This is a genomic window from Thalassoglobus neptunius, from assembly GCF_007859735.1.
Lineage (GTDB): Bacteria > Planctomycetota > Planctomycetia > Planctomycetales > Planctomycetaceae > Thalassoglobus > Thalassoglobus neptunius.
In genome coordinates this window covers 47,069-65,413 of record NZ_SIHI01000012.1, presented here as the reverse complement: position 1 = coordinate 65,413, position 18,345 = coordinate 47,069, and the positions used below count along the sequence as shown (strand labels likewise).

General features: G+C 53.3%; 14 protein-coding genes. 7 read left to right on the top strand and 7 right to left on the bottom strand.

The window, feature by feature from the left end:
- Positions 1–241: 241 nt before the first annotated feature.
- The 3 genes from KOR42_RS16570 to KOR42_RS16560 all read left to right on the top strand — a co-directional run bounded on the left by KOR42_RS16570 (position 242) and on the right by KOR42_RS16560 (position 3,784).
- Positions 242–1,300, top strand: a complete 1,059-nt coding sequence (locus KOR42_RS16570) for a Gfo/Idh/MocA family protein (protein ID WP_146510960.1) — start codon at positions 242–244, stop codon at positions 1,298–1,300.
- A 55-nt stretch (positions 1,301–1,355) separates the two neighbouring features.
- Positions 1,356–3,176, top strand: a complete 1,821-nt coding sequence (locus KOR42_RS16565) for a hypothetical protein (RefSeq protein WP_146510959.1) — start codon at positions 1,356–1,358, stop codon at positions 3,174–3,176.
- Positions 3,177–3,454: 278 nt separating this feature from the next.
- Positions 3,455–3,784, top strand: coding sequence for a HesB/IscA family protein (locus KOR42_RS16560; RefSeq protein WP_146510958.1), 330 nt, complete (start codon positions 3,455–3,457; stop codon positions 3,782–3,784).
- 377 nt (positions 3,785–4,161) lie between these two features.
- On the opposite strand, the gene KOR42_RS16555 is transcribed toward KOR42_RS16560, so the two are convergent.
- The 4 genes from KOR42_RS16555 to ruvB form a co-directional block, all read right to left on the bottom strand.
- Positions 4,162–4,593 (bottom strand): hypothetical protein, encoded by a 432-nt coding sequence (locus tag KOR42_RS16555; protein ID WP_146510957.1) that lies wholly within the window; start codon positions 4,591–4,593, stop codon positions 4,162–4,164.
- Between the two features lie 238 nt (positions 4,594–4,831).
- The gene (locus tag KOR42_RS16550; RefSeq protein ID WP_146510956.1) at positions 4,832–5,857 is read right to left on the bottom strand and encodes a UbiA-like polyprenyltransferase; all 1,026 of its coding nucleotides are present in this window, start codon (positions 5,855–5,857) and stop codon (positions 4,832–4,834) included.
- Positions 5,858–5,918: 61 nt separating this feature from the next.
- Entirely contained in the window at positions 5,919–6,791 is an 873-nt protein-coding gene (locus tag KOR42_RS16545; protein WP_146510955.1) for a hypothetical protein, read from the bottom strand.
- Between the two features lie 227 nt (positions 6,792–7,018).
- Positions 7,019–8,092 (bottom strand): Holliday junction branch migration DNA helicase RuvB, encoded by a 1,074-nt coding sequence (gene ruvB, locus KOR42_RS16540; protein WP_146510954.1) that lies wholly within the window; start codon positions 8,090–8,092, stop codon positions 7,019–7,021.
- Positions 8,093–8,368: 276 nt separating this feature from the next.
- Between ruvB and KOR42_RS16535 the strand changes: the two genes are divergently transcribed.
- The 3 genes from KOR42_RS16535 to dapF all read left to right on the top strand — a co-directional run bounded on the left by KOR42_RS16535 (position 8,369) and on the right by dapF (position 11,865).
- Positions 8,369–9,628: a tetratricopeptide repeat protein gene (locus KOR42_RS16535; RefSeq protein WP_146510953.1), complete on the top strand. Its 1,260-nt coding sequence runs from the start codon at positions 8,369–8,371 to the stop codon at positions 9,626–9,628.
- A 253-nt stretch (positions 9,629–9,881) separates the two neighbouring features.
- Positions 9,882–10,835: a hydroxypyruvate isomerase family protein gene (locus KOR42_RS16530; protein ID WP_146510952.1), complete on the top strand. Its 954-nt coding sequence runs from the start codon at positions 9,882–9,884 to the stop codon at positions 10,833–10,835.
- 190 nt (positions 10,836–11,025) lie between these two features.
- Complete coding sequence (gene dapF, locus KOR42_RS16525) at positions 11,026–11,865, top strand: diaminopimelate epimerase (protein ID WP_146510951.1); 840 nt, start codon at positions 11,026–11,028, stop codon at positions 11,863–11,865.
- A 236-nt stretch (positions 11,866–12,101) separates the two neighbouring features.
- Here the strand turns inward: dapF and glmS are convergent, their stop codons facing one another.
- Entirely contained in the window at positions 12,102–13,964 is a 1,863-nt protein-coding gene (gene glmS / locus KOR42_RS16520; protein WP_146510950.1) for a glutamine--fructose-6-phosphate transaminase (isomerizing), read from the bottom strand.
- A 586-nt stretch (positions 13,965–14,550) separates the two neighbouring features.
- Between glmS and KOR42_RS16515 the strand changes: the two genes are divergently transcribed.
- Complete coding sequence (locus tag KOR42_RS16515) at positions 14,551–15,936, top strand: hypothetical protein (RefSeq protein ID WP_146510949.1); 1,386 nt, start codon at positions 14,551–14,553, stop codon at positions 15,934–15,936.
- A 143-nt stretch (positions 15,937–16,079) separates the two neighbouring features.
- Here KOR42_RS16515 and scpB read toward each other — a convergent pair whose 3' ends face one another.
- Both scpB and KOR42_RS16505 read right to left on the bottom strand, forming a co-directional pair.
- Positions 16,080–16,889 (bottom strand): SMC-Scp complex subunit ScpB, encoded by an 810-nt coding sequence (scpB, locus tag KOR42_RS16510; protein WP_146510948.1) that lies wholly within the window; start codon positions 16,887–16,889, stop codon positions 16,080–16,082.
- Positions 16,890–16,921: 32 nt separating this feature from the next.
- Positions 16,922–18,163, bottom strand: coding sequence for an SGNH/GDSL hydrolase family protein (locus tag KOR42_RS16505; RefSeq protein ID WP_146510947.1), 1,242 nt, complete (start codon positions 18,161–18,163; stop codon positions 16,922–16,924).
- Between the last annotated feature and the right edge of the window lie 182 nt (positions 18,164–18,345).

The following is an 18,345-nucleotide window of genomic DNA, read 5'->3' as shown; positions in this document are numbered from 1 at the left end:
ACTGGTTACCTTTCTGATTTTCAGAGTCTCCCGAATTTCATCGCCTGGTTCTGTGAACCATCACACAGTCGGGAACAAAGCTCTCAAGGACGCGCTGACGACAACACTTGGTCACGCTGGAGCAGACTGACGTTGCTGATAGTTCGGAAACATCTGTTTTGGTTCGTTAAGGATGAGTTGGTTTGGTTCCGCTGCTTTGATACTGTTCCAAAATCTCAATCAGTTGCAGGAGTCGTTGCGGATGAATGTGAAGATCGGAATTGTTGGGCTTGGTTTCATGGGGATGACCCATTTCGAAGCTACCAAGTCAGTCAGCGGCGGGAACGTTGTTGCGTTTTGCACTCGCGACCAAAAGAAACGGTCCGGCGACTGGTCAAGCATTCAAGGAAATTTCGGTCCGCGTGGGAGCGAACAGACGGACCTGACCGGCGTCACTGCTTATGCGAGCCGTCAGGAACTGCTCGCGAATCCTGAAATCGATCTCGTCCATATCTGCCTGCCGACGGATCAGCATGAGTCCGCCGCGATTGAAGCCATGCAAGCTGGCAAGCACGTTCTTGTCGAAAAGCCGATCGCGATCGGACTCGATGCTGCGGAACGAATGCTCAAAGTTTCCAAAGAGACGGGGAAAATGTTGATGGTAGCCCAGGTGCTGCCGTACTTCCCCGAATTTCAATGGGCACATCAGGCAGTGGCCTCTGGCAAATACGGCAAACTTGAAGCGGCATCGTTCCGTCGGGTCATCGCACCTCCGGACTGGTCCAGCGATATCAAAGACTTCCGCAAGCTCGGGGGATGGGGAATCGATCTCCACATTCACGACAATCACTACATCGGGCTCTTGTGCGGAATTCCAAGTCGAGTCTTCTCAAGAGGAATGCTTCGAGATGGTTTCGTGCATCATGTCTGCACACAGTATTTGTATGACGATCCAGATTTGACCGTTTCCTGTGTCAGCGGGGGCATTGCCGCGGGACAGTTGAAGTTTGCTCAGAGCTTTGAATTGATGCTTGAAGAAGCCACGATTCAGTTTGACTGCGGCACCTACGGAGAGGAATGGGTTGTGAACCGCCCATTGACATTGATTCCAAATGCCGGGCCGATTGAAACACCCGATCCGGGCGGAACCGGCGAATGGTGCGCAGCGTTCACGAATGAAATTCAGGATGCTGTGCGTGCCGTTCAGGAAGGCGAAGTCCCACGAGTGCTCTCAGCAGAACTGGCGTGTGACGCGCTTCGTCTCTGCTACGCCGAAGCGGAAAGTATTCGCACCGCGTCCCCGGTCGATGTCGACAAGTAACGCACGAAGCTGAATTGAGAGAGAATTCCTCAGGCCCTCGAAGGATGACGGCGAAATGAAACGGACTGTCCCGTTATTGATTACGGCGATTGCCGGATTCGTGTTAATCATTTCCTTCTTTCTTCCTGCAATTCAGGAATGGGGTGAGGGTGCGGCAATTTGGTTCGACATCCTCGCAGCACTCGCTTTCATTCTCGGTGGCGGAAATCTTCTGAAGTTGCATTTGAAGAGCATCAGCGACCAGCAGGCAGGCTGGGGATATTCGGCCGTGACGATTGTTGCTTTTCTCGGCACACTTCTGCTGGGGCTGCTCAAGGTCGGAAGCCCACCCACACCGAACGTTGAATACTACGGAGAAACCTTCGTTCCGTTTCCTGTTGCCATGATGCCGGAGTTTTCGGTGGATGAACAGCTGCCGGAGCGGGGTGATCGAGAACCGGTTCCCGCGTCAGTTCGCAGACAGCTGAGTGTCGACAACGGAAAACTGAACTTTCGCGGCTGGATGAGCGAAAATCAGAAGGAAGACCTTCTGAAATACGGTGAGACACTCAACTGGAAAAGGCTTGTCGAAGAACTCTTCGATTTGACTCAGCCGGAAAACGTTGGTGGCAAGGTCAAGTATTATGCCGACCATGAAGCACTTGCTGTGTCCGGAGTGCTGACTGAAGAGCTTGAACAACAGCTTCTTGATGACCTGCCCGACAATGAATTTTCGCAACAGGCTGTCGACAAACTGATCGAATTGACCAATGTCGAGACGTCGATCTCCGTCGAACCGCCGGAAGCGTTCACGATCCCCGATTCAGAATCGAGTCGAATCCAATACGCCGATGGGGAGCTGACAATTGTCGGCCCGATGTCCATTGCACTTCGCGACAAAATCGCGAATCTCTGGGCGGGCTTTCTTCCCGCACTTCCATTAACCGATGCGCAAATCGAAGAATTCCAGACGGAACTGGAAGAACGCGGTCCCGAATTGAATGAGGAGCAGGTCGAAGTTCTCGACCAGATTTTGCGGACCGATCCCGGATTGAGTGCACTTCCACTGGTCATCAACTCGGCGGGAATTCGTCCAGGAACGCCAAAAACCGCGGGGGAACTTGTCGAGGAGCGAGATTCCGGAGTTCTGGATCTCGTTCCCGTGCATCTGGCTCCTGATCCTGTGCTATTGAATTCCGCTCAAGAAGAGACCATCAGCTCTTTCATTGAGAGTGGAAGCGTTGATATCACAGCCTTGGTCAGTGAACTCGAATCACTTGGCCCGCTCATTGACGAACAAAAAACGGCGATCACGGGATTCTGGAATGGATTGGAACGGGAAGCCACGCGGAAGAAAAATCTGGGGATCGGACTTCTAAAAGTCGGCCCACTCTCAAGGGATCAACAAGAGTTTCTCTTCGTTCCCGCTGCTGAAATGTATTCCTGGGACGTCGCAGTCGGCGAACTGTTCATCGCTGCTCATCAAGTGAAATACCCATGGTCCGGTGAATTCAGCGCCCAAGGAAACCCGTTCTGGTGGACTTACGAGTACGTGCTTCAGCCGCTGATGACGACAACCTTCGCGTTATTGGCGTTTTACGTGGCCTCGGCGGCGTTTCGGGCGTTCCGTGCCAAAAACCTGGAAGCAACTCTGTTGCTGGGAACGGCTTTCATCGTGCTGCTCGGCCGAACTTATCTCGGAACAGCCATGACAGTCTGGATTCCCGAACAATATTCGGCACTGCGAATTGACCAGATGACCGTCTACATCATGAAGATTTTCAATACCGCCGGAAATCGCGCCATTATGATTGGGATCGCCCTCGGAATCGCGTCGACAAGTTTGAAGGTTCTCTTGGGAATTGACCGATCTTACCTTGGATCAAACGAAGACTAAGTGATTCTCAGAGTGTCCGTGCACTCGTTTGAATTCGTTCGATTTGATGAATGTGACGGTCGTTCGCGCCAATCGACGAAAATCGGGTGAGAACGCCACGAAACGGGCAGACTTGAGAAAACGACGGCATCTCTGTGCATTTTGTAGCAATTGATCCCGTAGAATGTGTGAAGTGTCATCGAGTCGTCTTTGACCCGGTGAAGAGGAAAGCTATAATTCGCGGAGTTATTCAAACACACTTGTTCGACTCGTCCTTTCCAGGCGAAGGAGACTGACAGATGGTCATTATCACAGAAAAAGCAGCTTCAGAAATCAAACGAGTCATTTCTGACCAAAACATGCCCGAGACAACTGTCGTCCGCGTTGGAGTGGCAGGCGGAGGATGTTCAGGGTTTCAGTACAAATTCGGATTCGACGAAGTCGCCAATCCTGAGCAGGATCATGTTTCAGAGCAGCACGGACTGAGCGTCGCTGTCCAAAAGAATCACGATCTGCACCTGGATGGAACAACCATCGACTTCTACGAAGGTCTCGAAAAGCGCGGATTCACTTTCGACAATCCGAATGTCAGTCGTTCTTGCGGTTGCGGAAGCAGCTTCTCCGTCTAGAGTCCTGCGAATGCACTTGCTCGGCCGACACGAACGGCCGCGGAAACGAAAAACGCTGGATTTCAAGAGACTCAATCGCTGATCGAGTCACTTGATTCACCGTAAGAAGCAAGTTCAGAAAAACATAGAACGCACCTGTTGAGGTTTCAGCAGGTGCGTTCTTGTGTGCGCATTCGGCATCAGGGACAGACCGGGAAAGTGGACAGACCGAGAAGCGGGACAGATTAAGAACGACCCGGGAAACGTGCTGTGAGCAGCTCTATTATCTTCAGCGTTGCCGATGAGCGACTCTTTCCAGCAATCGCAGAGTTGATCGAATGGAGCGGGGGCAATCGAGACGAAAGAAGCTGTGAAAAGGGCCTCATCTCAAAGCGTGACTAATCCCAAATCACATTGTCGACGGTCGAACCGATCTGCTGCCGCTGATGGTCGGAGTCCGGGCTCAGAGCGAGTTGCATCACGGTCAGGTAAAAGCAGAACAGGCCGGCCGGAAAGAACCAGGCGGACAATGCTTCGTTCTGGGCGAACTGCAGCGTGCTGACGAAGATCTCACTGAGCAATAGCAAGACGATTCCCAGCGAAAAGAGAATCTGACGCCCCCAGTTCGGATGTCCACCGGAGACATTTTCCAACTGGTGAATTCCAATGGCTGCTCTCAGAAAGGCTGCCAGAACCGGTGCCACCACTGCGGCGACGACTTGAACGATGTGTCCTTCTCGAAAGCAGATCGCGACAAGTGTCGGGCTCGCTGCAATCAGGAGGGGAAGAATCCCATCCAATGTGACGTGTTCCCAAGACTCGCTCTTCATCCGTGTGCCTCTCTGTGAAAGAGGGTTGCTTGTTACAGAGAACTTCGGTTGTTGGGGGGAAGTCATCCGGAGCGGACGAATGCCGCTGAAATGCGGAGTTCACTCGATTGAGCAGTTTTATTTTCACTCTTTCGAGTGCGGCCGTCAAATGAGAACGGGCTTTTGAAGCGAGTGATCAACAACTCCGAATGGATAAACGCCAGTGCCGGAAGAACGTCAACTTCCGATGGAAGAAGTTTTAAGTCCTCGATTCGAAATTGGTGGCTGATGAGAAATTCGTCTGGGGCTGAGGGTTCTCTTCGATCGCTTCCTGTTGAAGAGGGTAATTGAAGGGTGTCGAGATGGGGCCGAGCGTCTCCACAATGAGGATGTCGGCGATTGTCACAAACAGTAGACCGACGCTGATCAATGCGTTGATATGAAAAAATGCGACGTTGACTCGGCTCATGTTCGAAGGGCTGATGATCCAGTGTTCGTAGATGAGCAGGCCGCTAACGAGAATCACTCCAATGAGAAAGATCGTCCCGAGACCAGCCACAGCCCAGAGTGCCAGGAGACAGACAACCGTGAGGACATGGCTGGCGAATGCGATTTTGAGAGCGTTCGGTACACCGAAGCGAGACGGAATCGAGAAGAGGCTCTTTTCGTGATCAAACTCAGCATCCTGAGTCGCGTAAATAATGTCGAATCCACCGACCCAAAAGAAAATGACAGCGGCCAGCAGGATAGGGGGCCAGGCCAGCGTGCCGGTGATCGCAATCCAAGCCGCGATCGGAGACAGCATCAGAGCTGCGCTGAGCCAATAATGGCACAGTGAGGTAAATCGCTTGGAATACGAATAACTCATCAGAAACAGCAAAACGGGAACGGACAGAAATAGGGGCCATCGATTTGGCCAGAAGAGCAGCGTCGACAGAATAAAGCCGAGGCTGCAAACGATCGTAAAGGCAACGACGATCCTCAGTGAAATCGTGCCAGCTGGGAGGTGTCTGCCTGCTGTCCTTGGATTCTCTGCGTCGATTTTGCGATCAGCGATCCGGTTGAAAGCCATCGCTGCGGAGCGGGCAAAGATCATGCAAACCACAAGGCCGATGAGATCTTGAAGTTCAAACGGAACGGTTCTCCACGCCAGAAAAGCGGCCATCAGAGCGAACGGAAGTGCAAAGAGAGTGTGGCTGAAGCGAATCAGACTGAGCAGTTCTTTGAACTTTGCCCAGAACGATGTCGTGTCCGACGTCACAACTTGTGTGGATGGAGAATTCATGATGACGTTAGTGAAACCGGAGAGCAGCGGAAGAGTTCACAGAAAGAGAAGAAGAGACAACTCAATTCTGTTGAGGAGAAGGCATACGTCGCTGACGGAAGTAGATCACGTTTCCGGCAATGATCAATCCAATCATTAAGAGGTGGGCGACAAGCTGGGGCCCCATGCGACGTTTGGCTTCGAGATAAAGTTGATCCGGATCGTTTCCCAGATACTCACTGACGACAAGTGCCTCGTACTCGGCCGCACCTTTGATAGCTCCCAAAAGTCCCTTCAGCTGACCGGGGATATAGGGATAGAGCAGGGGAGCTTGAACTCCCGTGCAGCCAGCGACCATGCGAATCTCTCCCTGATGCGGCGTGACGGCGTATTGAACCCATTCCTTGGTTCCGGGATACGAACCGCTGACATTCACGATCAGATCCATTTCCTGAACGCTGCTGATCGGTTTGCACATGGGGATTTGATCGATGTTGGTTCCGCGTGCGTCGGTTGTGTAAAGACCTTTGAGATCGGTAACGATCACTTTGATGACTCCCTCGTACCCCGATTTGTAGCCGAGGTTCACATAATCCTGACCGTAGACGAGATCCGGAAAGTCCGCCTGAATGACTTCCGTGATCGCTTTTTCAATCATCTGCGGACCGACTGGGAGCAGTGTGATGAAGAACATGTTGACCTTCTTCTCACAACAATGGCGAGCGAATGCGATCGCCATGGGACCCAGTTCGCCTTCTGTGGATGGGTCGTAATCCCATGCCATGAGGACGTTGTCGCCTTCCTCAAGCTGTTCAATCTCGTTGAAGACGTCCCGCGCCAATTGGCTGGGAGACTCCGGAAACTGGAGCCCAAAAAGAATTGGGACTGCGACAGCAATCGCCATCAACAGGAAAATCCATCGACGGTCCAGGTTCTGCAATCCCTGCATCGGCATGAATCAAGTCCTTCGTGGGGATCAGGAAAAGGGTGAATCATCCATCCCGTCAGTTAACAGCCACTCATTTGTTGAGCACTGCAAAGAGTGGCTCGGGATGAGTCAGAGTATAAAGGGGATCTCCGCATGCTGTCATCCGATGGTGCACTATTGCGGAACTTTCTGAGAGACAATTTTCATGGGCTTTCGAAATGCTCGCTGCGTCGAAGACAGCGCTGAGGCGAGTTTCAGAACTGAGATCGAAGACCGGGACCGGGAGTGACGCCGAGATGTTCATATCCTCGTTGAGTCACAATGCGTCCGCGTGGAGTCCGCTGAATCAATCCTGTCCGGAGAAGAAACGGTTCAATATCGTCTTCGAGCGTGTCGGCAGGGATCGATAAGCTGTGGGCGATCGCTCGGAGCCCGGCGGGACCGCCCTGAAAAACGTCCATGATGATTTTCAGATACCGTCGGTCCTGTCGTTCGAGGCCGAGTGAATCGATCTCAAGCATTTTCATCGCATGCGCGGCGATCTCAGTGGTGATTTCGCCGTTGGGGTCTTTCAGGGTCGCGAAGTCTCGAGTTCGAAGAAGGATGTTGTTGGCTTTACGCGGGGTTCCCTGGCTTCGTCGTGCCACTTCAGCCGCAGCCTGATCGGTCACTTTGGTCTTCAACTTCACGGCGTTCCTGCGGACAATCTCGATCAGATCGTCGGGTTCGTAGAAATCGAGATGTTCTCGATAAACGAAACGGTCTCGCATCGGAGCTGTCAGCATTCCCGCTCGTGTTGTGGCCCCGATGATGGTGAATGGCTTCAGCTGCATATTGATCGTGCGGGCATTCAATCCTTCGCCGAGTGCGATATCGATTCGAAAATCTTCCATCGCGGGATACAAAAATTCCTCAACGGCCGGCCGGAGTCGGTGAATTTCATCGATGAAAAGCACGGAGCCATGCCCCGCATTCGTGAGATACGGAAGCAGGTCCTTGGGGGCATCGAGAGCAGGCCCTGCTGCGATTTGCAGATCGACCCCAAGTTCTTTGGGAATCACAGTGGCCAGCGTCGTTTTGCCGATTCCGGGAGGTCCATCGAAGAGAATATGGCCCAAAGTGTCGTTCCGCTTGCGGGTGGCATACAACATGACACGGACACGTTCGACGACCTGCGACTGGCCGATGACATCGTCAAGGCTTTGCGGACGAAGACGTTCGTCGATTTCTCGGGCGTCGACGTCAAACTCTTGGCGGATATCGATTGCTTCGCCGAGATCGTCTTCGTCGTCGTTGCCATCAGCAGAGAATACTGTCTCCCGAACCATTGGTTCCCTCCATGTTGAGAATAATGGAACGGTACACAAAAGGTGTTCGTCCGTCCATTGGCAATGTTTGCTGAGTTCGAAGTTGATGCGACCAGCGAGATTTGCCGGTGTTGGCCGGTTTCGGGGCGTTCTGTCGGCGATTTCAGCTCGAAACTTCAAATCAATCTGCCGAAGATTGAGAAATTTTCGTAGTTTCTCGCCACCACACCCGGCGAAGCGGTTCTCAATTCGCCATTTGATTTGAAATGTTCAACTCCACTTTGGAAGGGAACGAACATGTCCGACTGTCGCCGAGCGTCGAAAAAATTCACTCCAGCCGCAAAAAACAACACTCATGTGCACGAGCACCTGAGATGGAACCTGTCGCGATTTGGAATCGCGGTGTTGGCGGTCGTGTGGATCACATTGACGTCGGCACTTTCCGGTTGTGGGGCGGCCAATGGGTATCTCATGAATCGCTCAGGGCAGCGATACTATAACAAAGGGAACTACGAGTTCGCCCGCTACGAATTTGAGCGGGCACTTATGGATTCGCCCCACAACGCAAACTATGCATTCAACGTTGCCAAAACGATGGAGCGACAAGGAGAGATTGAGAACGCGGAGGACATGTTCCAGCACGCTCTCACGATCGATCCGAGTCATCAACCGTCCTATCACGGGCTGGCGTCGCTGTTGCAGGAACAGGGGCGGAGCGATGAGGCCAGCCAACTGCTGACAGCATGGGCTGACACTCAACCGTATAATCCTGGAGCACGGCAGTTTGCAGGAGCTGCCTACGGCGGACCCCAACAGGGTTGGTCGGCTCAGCAGGCTCAGTCTTCTCCTCAGCCTCATTCTGCTGGCTATGCTTCGCACCGAAGTCCGATGGGGCAACCGCCTGTCGTCAATCAGCCATATTCGAACAGTCCTCAATTCGCCGGCCAGCCAATGATGAATCAGCAGATGGCGAGTCATCAAGGATTTCAGGGGCAAACTTCCTCTCAGTACCTCAATCAGGTTCCTCCATCTGTTCGGATGGCGAACGTGATGCCTCGAACCGACCCCACCATGATGGGGGGACCGGTTGTTTCCCCACAATATTCCATGGCGAGTACGCCGATGTCCGGGAACTTCTCGGCACCCCAGCCGACGCAAGCTGCCCCTCCAGTCTGGACACCAACTGCGGAGCCGATGCCCACTCAGACAAACGGAGCGTTTCCGGAATTGCGAGTTCCAGAGCCTCAGCTGATTCCTGAAAACGGCAACGCCAGCTATCACCCGCAGTCTGGAAGTGTTCCGGGACAGGACCCGATGGCGGGCCAGAACATGGTCTTCCACTCAACGGGGTACGGTCCGCAGGGTGGTTTCCCAGCTCAGCCGGTTGAACAACCACAGATGTCGGCAGGAGATTGGGCACCTGTCCAGTCCTCTGCTCCTGTTCAGTCATCCGCACCTATTCAATCCGCGACACCGACGCTTCCTGCTTCGGCGAATATCCCACAAGGCACCCCACCATCAGTCGTGCAAGTGGTCCCTGCTGTTCAGGCGTTTTAGTTGAGATTTCGAGGTTTCGGTGGACGCACTTGATCTCCTTTTGATGGTGAGTGTCGGGTTTCGTCGTGCGAATCGCTTTCGTCGCTTGCCAGATAGGTGAGAGATGAAACGAAATCTGTTAGAAGTGACTTTCAATGTGGGAATCGAGCAAGGTCTCGATACTCGCAATCAGTCACGAGCCGTGTTCGGACGAATTCCGTTCCGACGCGGATAACAGAATCGTTTTAGACTTCTCTCATCTGGAAGAACTTTCATGCAACGCCGAGAGTTTCTGGCTGCTGCAGGCGCAGCTTCGACAGTGATCGCAATGACCAATACTTCTGCATCGGCCCAGAATGCTGACAGCTCCGCACCCTTCAATTTGAAATATGCTCCGCACTTCGGCATGTTCAAAAATTCGGCCGGCAACGATTTGGTCGACCAATTGAAGTTCGGCGCTGACCAGGGATTTCGAGCCTGGGAAGACAACGGGATGAAAGGCCGCTCGGTCGACGATCAGAACCGCATCGCCAAAGCGATGGGCGATCTGAATCTCGAAATGGGTGTCTTTGTCGCGTACGCGAACTTCGATGAGCCTGTCTTCGCTGTGAAGAATCAGGATCGATGGGATGAGGTTCTGGGAGAAATCAAAGCTTCTGTCGAAGTCGCAAAACGTGTGAATGCCAAATGGATGACAGTCGTCCCCGGATCGGTCGATCAGCAATCGGCCAACTCCGGAAAATGGAACAAGTACGGCGGCCCGCGTCTCGCCGAGGGCTATCAGACAGCTAACGTGATCGAGCTGCTGAAGCGATGTTCTGAGATTCTCGAACCGCATGGACTGGTCATGGTTCTGGAACCGCTGAACTGGCACGCCAATCACGGTGGAACCTTCCTTCGCGATTCCGATCAGGCATATGCCCTGTGCAAAGCTGTGAACAGTCCGTCGTGCAAAATCTTGTTCGACATCTATCATCAGCAGATCACAGAAGGCAATCTGATTCCCAATATCGATGCCTGCTGGGACGAAATTGCTTACATGCAGTCCGGCGACAATCCTGGTCGAAAAGAGCCCGGAACGGGAGAGATCAATTACCTCAACGTGTTTGGTCATCTCCACAAAAAGGGGTATGAAGGAATCATCGGGATGGAGCACGGCAACTCTCAGAAGGGCAAAGAGGGTGAGCAAGCTGTGATTGATGCTTACCGTCGCGCAGACTCCTATTGATCCGCATTGAGATGACCAGTCGATGCAATTGGCCCCTTGTCGCGTAATCCGCGATGAAGGGGCCACGCGAACTGTTTGGTCGTTGAGTGTGTCATCGTCTTGAGGAAAGTTTGCCGACGCAGCTGTGACGTGTTCGAAGCTCGTAGAACGTTTGGGTAACGGTTGAGGATTGTCTGGAAGAGGTGTGGAATTGAAATTCACGAAGATGCACGGCGCCGGGAATGATTACGTATACGTCAACTGCTTCGAAGAGTCGCTCCCCGAAGATTTGCCGTCCCTTGCGAGGCAAGTCAGCGATCGACATACCGGAATTGGCGGCGACGGGTTAATTCTCATTTGTCCCACGGACGAAGCAGACGTCCAAATGAGAATGTTCAACGCCGATGGAAGTGAATCGGAGATGTGTGGCAACGGAATTCGATGCGTTGCCAAGTACGCCTACGACCACGGGATTGCTCCCCGCGAAGAAATGAAAATTCTGACCGGGAATGGGATTCTCACAGTTCAGCTCACGGTCGAAAATCAGAAAGCGACTCAAGTACGAGTCAATATGGGCAAACCGATCCTGGAAGCTTCCAAAATTCCGACGAAGCTGGAAGGTGCTCCCCCGTTGCGGCAGCCTCTCGACGTTGTTGGCAAAACATTGGAAGTGACGTGCGTCTCGATGGGAAATCCGCACTGTGTCACCTTCGTCGATGAGATCACTGACGAATGGGTTCACGGAGTCGGTCCACAGGTTGAAGTTCACCCGGCATTTCCGAATCGCGTCAATGCAGAGTTCATTCAGATCGTCTCTCCACGTGAAATGATCATGCGGGTTTGGGAGCGTGGAAGCGGTGAAACGCAAGCTTGCGGGACCGGTGCTTGTGCATCTGCCGTGGCGGCGGTTTTGAATGGCTTGACCGAACGAACGGTCCTCTGCCACCTCCCCGGAGGAGACTTAGCCCTCGAATGGGCGGAGTCCGGCGAAGTTTACATGACCGGCCCAGCGACGGAAGTTTTCTCAGGTGAGTGGCCACTCGAAAACTAAAGCAAGTTGCTCTTTCCTGTGCACTCGCTTGCGCTGTTTCATAAGAGAAAAGGCTGTGTTTGCTCGTGCGAGATCGTGCACACCAAATCAAAAAATGCTCTGATTTCGTGAGCTGTCCATAACGCTCAGTTGATCCTCATTCAGAATTCGCGCACTAAATTGGCGCGGTGGGTCTGCGCGTGAATTCTGAAGAACGCACGCGCAGCTTTTCCGCACATTGAAGACGGTGTCGCGATTTACTCGACGGTCACGCTCTTGGCGAGGTTTCGTGGCCGGTCGACATTGCAATCTCGAAGAATGGCAATGTGATACGCGAGTAGCTGCAGCGGAATCGACGCGACGAGTGGTTGCAGGCATTCATCAACATCGGGAACGTAAATGACGTCGTCTGCAAGTTCCGCGACACGATCGTCCCCTTCGCAGGCAATCGCAATGACGGGACCTTTTCGAGCTTTCACTTCCTGCAGGTTGGAAATGACTTTCGGATAAATTCCGCATCGTGGAACGATGAAAACGCTCGGAGTCTGTTCATCAACGAGAGCGATCGGTCCGTGCTTCATTTCGGCAGCTGGGTAACCTTCCGCGTGAATGTAGCTGATTTCCTTCAGCTTGAGAGCACCTTCCAAAGCAACGGGGAAGTTGTAGAGCCGGCCGAGGTATAGGAAGTTGTTCATCGACGCGTATTTTTCGGCGATCGTCTTCACCGCTTCGTGGCACTCAAGAGCCTTTTCGACCTGTTTCGGGATGTCTTTGAGCTTACGAATGATGTTCTGCCCGGCACTGTAGGAGAGATGCCGCATCCGCCCGAGGTAGAGTGCCAGCAGTGTCAGGACTGTCACTTGGGATGTGAAGGCTTTCGTTGAAGCCACTCCGATTTCCGGTCCGGCGTGCAGATAAATTCCGCCGTCCGCTTCACGAGCAATCGTCGAACCGACGACATTACAAATCGCCATCGTTGTGTGGCCTTTGCGTTTGCACTCCTTCATTGCAGCCAGTGTGTCGGCAGTTTCTCCACTCTGCGTGATCGCAAAGACCATTGTCTGATCGCTCATCGGCGGATTGCGATACCGCAGCTCGGAAGCATATTCGACTTCGACGGGAATTCGGGCGAATTCTTCGATGAGGTATTCCCCAACGAGGGCTGCATGCCAACTTGTTCCACAAGCTGTCAGAACGATCCGGTCAATCTGTCGCAGCTGTTGAGAGGAGAGATTGAGTCCACCGAAAATCGCTGTCGCTTCATCGTAATTGAGTCGGCCACGCATGGCGTTCTCAATCGTGGTAGGCTGCTCGAAGATCTCCTTGAGCATGTAGTGTTCGTATTCGCCGAGATCGATATCAGCGGAAACCTGATTCAGCGTCTGGATATTTGGGGCTTGTCGACCGGAATCGCGATGGATGACCTGCATCCCCTCAGCATTGAGAACGGCGATTTCGTGATCAGCGAGATAAACGACTTCGTCGGTGTAGCCAATCAACGGGCTGGAATCACTCGCGATGAAAAACTCGTCGTCGCCGATTCCAAGCACGAGCGGGCTTCCGTTTCGGGCAGCGATCAGGGTGTCTGGGCAATCGCGGAAAAGGACGGCAACCCCGTAAGTTCCCTTCAACTTCTTGAGGGTCAGTTCGATCGCAGCCAGGCATGTTTCCACGTCCGTCGGATCGGACCCGAGTTTGACCTGTTCTGCGAGATGGTGGGCCATCAGGTGAGCGACGACTTCTGTGTCGGTTTCGCTCTCGAAACGATATCCGAGTTGGCTCAACTGCTGCTTCAGCGTGGAATAGTTTTCGATAACGCCATTGTGCACCAGAACGAGAGATCCATCTCCTCCGATGTGAGGATGACTGTTGCTGTCGTTGGGCTCACCATGAGTTGCCCAGCGAGTATGGCCGATTCCCACAGTTCCCGAGACAGGCGAAGTGTCGACCAAAGCTGCCAATTCGCCAACACGACCGGTTTTCTTTCGAACGGAAATCTGCCCATCTTTTCCGACCGCGATCCCGGCGCTGTCGTATCCGCGATACTCAAGTCGATGCAATCCTTCGATCAAGAATCGAGTGACATCACGTTTGCCAAGATAGCCAACAATACCGCACATGTGATTCCTCGGTGTTCACAGGAACTCTCCAGACGAGCGACCTTCGTTTGAAGAGAAAAGGTGATGTGTTTTGAGATGGGTGAGCGTCAGAAAATCTGGGCGTCTGACGTTATACCACGTTATAGGGTACTATGAAGGATTGTTCTGGAGCGGGCTCCGAACTTGATTAGGAACTGGAAAAATCCTCTCTATTTCCGCCATTAGTGTGCACATTGTGCGGACTAGATGCTTGCCTATTTTGCCTGTCTTTCTGATTGTTCGTGAAACGCTCCCGAACGATCGAATTCGTCCGAACATTCGAAACACCCTCAAGTTGAGTATTCCGAAATTGCTGGAGGGAGTCGACAAAATGCTTGACATTCTGCAAAACGTTATCCACTCCACCCCTCGCTTTGGCCGATCTCCAGTGAGTGCTCAACACTTCTCAGGAGGAGGCCCACCAAACCCATCGGACGGGTTTCATGACTTACACAGAGTGTAAACGGTACTAACGTCCGAGGATTGACAGGCTATGTGGATTTTGCAATTGAGAGTGCCGACGGAGAAGTCTGGATTATTTGGGGCAAATGCGGGTGGGATCGTCGGGATGAAGAATGATTCAGCGAGTTCTTGTCTCCGTCAACGGGCGTGGGTTATCTGCGCCTCGTTGGGGCTTATCGGAGCTATTGGAAACCCGACCCTCCAGGCTCAAACGAATGCTCCCGCAGCACTCCCAGCTGCCAGTACAGCTCAGGTTGATCCCCTGAATGCCATGGTCGATCGTACGATCGCGCTGACAAGTCGAAGATATCTCGACGCGAACGCTCACACTCCGTGGCAAGTTCTCCATGGACTTCTCGCTCTCCGAGGGGACTTCATCGTCCGCGATCACGGACAGCAAGTGAGTGCTCTCGATTGGATCGCAGAACGAGGCAAGTTCCGCGGAGTGCCATGGATCGAAGCGACCAAAGATGGCGGCCGCATCCATCCGTACAACGGAACTCCTTACGAATTTGAAGGCCACGTCAATCAGAGCCTCGCCATTATTTCGATGTGCAACTTGCCACTCGATTACGAGTTCAAAACCGCATCGGGTCAGTCGATCACCATGCAGCAGATGGTTGATCACGCGAAAAAGAACGTGAACTCACTCGAAGAGATCACCTGGACGCTCTGGTTCCTGTCGCGATACGTCGATCAGGATGAAGAGTGGATGAACAACGATGATGAGCCCTGGAGCATGGAACGGCTCGTTCGAATGCAAGTCGCTGCTTCTCCATACAATGCTGCTTGCGGCGGGACGCACGGAATGTTTGCACTCGCGTTCGCTCGCAATGCTTACCTGAAAAAGCATGGCCAGTTGCGAGGTGCTTGGCTCGAAGCTGATCAGAAACTTCAACGATACATCGTCACAGCCCAGCGAATGCAGAATCGCGATGGTTCCTTCGCCACGAAATGGTTCAAATCAACCGGCTACAGCACTGACGTGAGTGAACGCCTGACCTATTCCGGACACATGCTTGAATGGTTGATGGTCGCACTTCCGAAAAGTCGGCTCAGCGAACAGTGGATTCGTGTCGGAGTTCAAACGCTTTGCAATGATCTCGTTCAGAGTGCCCGAGTTCCGATCGACGGAAAGAAAGTGGGCGGACTGTATCACGCATTGCATGCTCTCGTGCTCTATCGCGAACAGGTCAATCCAGAATACGCGCCAGGCCCTGCTCCAGAACTGGCGGCCAGCTCGAACGACTCTCAAAGTGACGCGGTCTCTGCGAATCACCCAATGAGAGTTGCTGAAGCTCCACAGAGTGAATCGGCTTCAACCCAGCCACAAATCGTCGGTTCCCGCACTCCTGAGGCAACTCCAGAGACGACGCCAGCTCCGACACCGAATGCGAACGGCGGCTTCGACGTCGCGATGCCGATTCGAATTTCCGAGATGAATGGCGAGCGGACAGCAAAGCGTCGTCGCGAACGTCGAGCATTGCGTTAAGTGGTTTTCAACATCGCTCGCAACTCTTCGAGATGGTCTTCGTTCCGCCTGATCGCGGAACTTTGTGAAGGCCATTTCGAAAGAAGGTTCGATGGAGAACTGAGACGATCCTGCGATCTCAGTCCCGACTGGCCCGCAACTCGTTACTTGAATGAGAAGTCTTCTGCATGGGGAAGATCTTCCGTTGAAGCGAGGCCGAACAAGTCGAGGAATCTCGGTGTTGTGGTGTAAGCGTCTTCGCTGGAATCATTCCCGCGGACCAGTTGAATAAGTTGACGACGGAGAAGCTGGCGGATGAAACCGCCAGCTCTTTCTTTTCCGGTCTCCTCAATCTGCTGACGTGTGACAGGCTGGCGATAGGCGATGAATGCCAGGACTTCCAAAGCATCCTGGTTCAGTTTCACTTCCTTGGGACCCTGCCCATAAACCCGTTCCCGGACCGGTTCGAAGGCTTTTCGCAACGACATGACGTAGCCTCCTTCGACAAGATGGATCTCGTACGGGCGGCCTTCGGATTCGTATTGGGCATTCAGTGAACGGATTTCCTGATCGACTTCTTCCGGGCCGTTCGATCCCCCCAGAGTTTCACCGATTCGCTTCGCCGGGGTTGGGTGATCGCTCACAAACAAGAGCGCCTCGATGACCTGAGAGACTGTTGTCGGCGTCGCAGAATCGGAAGCGACCGGATCGCTGAGATCCGGTGGAGTTTCGACAGGGGCGTCCTGCTGAGTTTCCGTTGCTGTCGGACGATCGGAATTCAGCTCTTCAGCGATGGAGTCGTTCGTGTCCGGTGGGGGAATGTCGTCTCCCAAGGAATCGGGAAACATCGCGTCCGCAGCGTCAGCCGTCTCGAGCGCTCGCAGATAAGCTTCTTCAATTTCGTTAAGTGACAAGACGTCGCTGTCTGCTGGAAACAGTGGATCGTCGTCTTGTTCTTCGTGGCTGGGATTCACTGAGAACTTCCGTGGAAAAATCTGAAACGCTGTTATCGAATAAGTGGACTGAAACCCGGATCGGTCAGTTCGGTCGGAAAACGGGCTGGGGGAGTGGTGTTGCGAGGAGTTGGATTTCGAAGGGCGTCGGAAAAATGGGTCGCGAGAAACGTTCCGAGTCGATGTGTGTAGACGGCCATTTGCTCGGCGGACGTTGGCTCGTCTTTCGAGGGCTCGTCTTTCGAGGGATCGGATAGCGAGGGATCGGATAGCGAGGGATCGGATAGCGAGGGATCGGATAGCGAGGGATCGGATAGCGAGATCGCATCATTTGTCGCACCGCTTTGTGCATCGACGAACAGATTGTGTTCGAGTTGAAGATCCGTAATCGCCTGTTGAAGCCGAGCGGTCAACTCGCGGGCAGGCTCCGGCACTTTTTCTCCGGTCGCCGGTTCAGCAGAATTCTTCGGGAGAATGGAGACGAGAAGCTTGCAGTCAAAGGCTGCAAGCAGGTCTTGCATTTCGAGGAACGCGGAAATCCCGAGTTCCAAATCTTTCGGGACGACGGGACGAGTGCTGCTCTTGGCAGGGGCGTCGAAGCCGGTAATGGCTGCGGAGTTCTCGCTGAGCCAGGACGCAATCACAAACTCTTCAGTCAATGTCGCGAGTAAGTTCTCTTGATCGGCGCTGCAGGTCGGATGGCGAGCGAATGCCGGGTGGCCGTTTTCGCAGAGAGTTAAGCCTCCCGTCAGGTCGCTGTCTTTCGGTAAGTCTGACGGCGAGAGTGTGTAAATCACGAGGTCAGGCTTCAGAATCATCAGCGACTGGCGAAGTCTCAAGTAGTTCGTGAGTGGTCCGCTGCCCGGACAGCCTCCATTCAGGACTTCGACATGATTGAGTCCCGCCTGTTGAAACATCGTTTGTAACTGGCCAGCAACGGTCTCTTCTTCGCGGATTGTGCTTCCAAAAACATCGTCCGCTCCCAGGCAGAGAATCCGATAGACTCCCTCGGGCTTAGGAACAGTGACGGACTCGCCGCGCAGTCCATATTCATTCGTTCGAATTGTGAACTGGTTGGCAGAAGGATCTCCAACTGTTTGCTCGATCAGTGGAATGACTTCGAGATACGTGGTCGTATTCGGTCTTGTCAGCTGAACAGTTGAAGGAGGTTGTTCCGAAAGGGCAGTCCGAACACGTTGGGACCGCAACCAGACTTCGCCCGCGCACAGGATGAGCACCAACAGCACGCATGCTGCCACGAATCGCATGAGGCTTCGGGCAATGGATCGAAACATAGATGACGTCGCAGTTCATCCTGAACAAGCAACTTGAAGAGATGAGGCGGAAGTTTACCGCATCAGGCGTGTTGTCGACAAGATGAGTTGTAGTCGATGGTTACGAAGCGTTCGGCAGCATTTGCAACATCGGTCGCTGTTGAATCGATCTGCGTTGACCGGAGAGACAGATTCTGGGTAGA

Bases quoted from the DNA above. Each gene is read 5' to 3' on its own strand.
- KOR42_RS16555 (WP_146510957.1), bottom strand. From the start codon at position 4,593: ATGAAGAGCGAGTCTTGGGAACACGTCACATTGGATGGGATTCTTCCC.
- KOR42_RS16550 (WP_146510956.1), bottom strand. From the start codon at position 5,857: ATGAATTCTCCATCCACACAAGTTGTGACGTCGGACACGACATCGTTC.
- KOR42_RS16515 (WP_146510949.1), top strand. From the start codon at position 14,551: ATGAAGAATGATTCAGCGAGTTCTTGTCTCCGTCAACGGGCGTGGGTT.
- KOR42_RS16535 (WP_146510953.1), top strand. From the start codon at position 8,369: ATGTCCGACTGTCGCCGAGCGTCGAAAAAATTCACTCCAGCCGCAAAA.
- KOR42_RS16565 (WP_146510959.1), top strand. From the start codon at position 1,356: ATGAAACGGACTGTCCCGTTATTGATTACGGCGATTGCCGGATTCGTG.
- KOR42_RS16530 (WP_146510952.1), top strand. From the start codon at position 9,882: ATGCAACGCCGAGAGTTTCTGGCTGCTGCAGGCGCAGCTTCGACAGTG.
- KOR42_RS16570 (WP_146510960.1), top strand. From the start codon at position 242: ATGAATGTGAAGATCGGAATTGTTGGGCTTGGTTTCATGGGGATGACC.
- ruvB (WP_146510954.1), bottom strand. From the start codon at position 8,092: ATGGTTCGGGAGACAGTATTCTCTGCTGATGGCAACGACGACGAAGAC.
- KOR42_RS16560 (WP_146510958.1), top strand. From the start codon at position 3,455: ATGGTCATTATCACAGAAAAAGCAGCTTCAGAAATCAAACGAGTCATT.
- KOR42_RS16505 (WP_146510947.1), bottom strand. From the start codon at position 18,163: ATGTTTCGATCCATTGCCCGAAGCCTCATGCGATTCGTGGCAGCATGC.
- glmS (WP_146510950.1), bottom strand. From the start codon at position 13,964: ATGTGCGGTATTGTTGGCTATCTTGGCAAACGTGATGTCACTCGATTC.
- KOR42_RS16545 (WP_146510955.1), bottom strand. From the start codon at position 6,791: ATGCCGATGCAGGGATTGCAGAACCTGGACCGTCGATGGATTTTCCTG.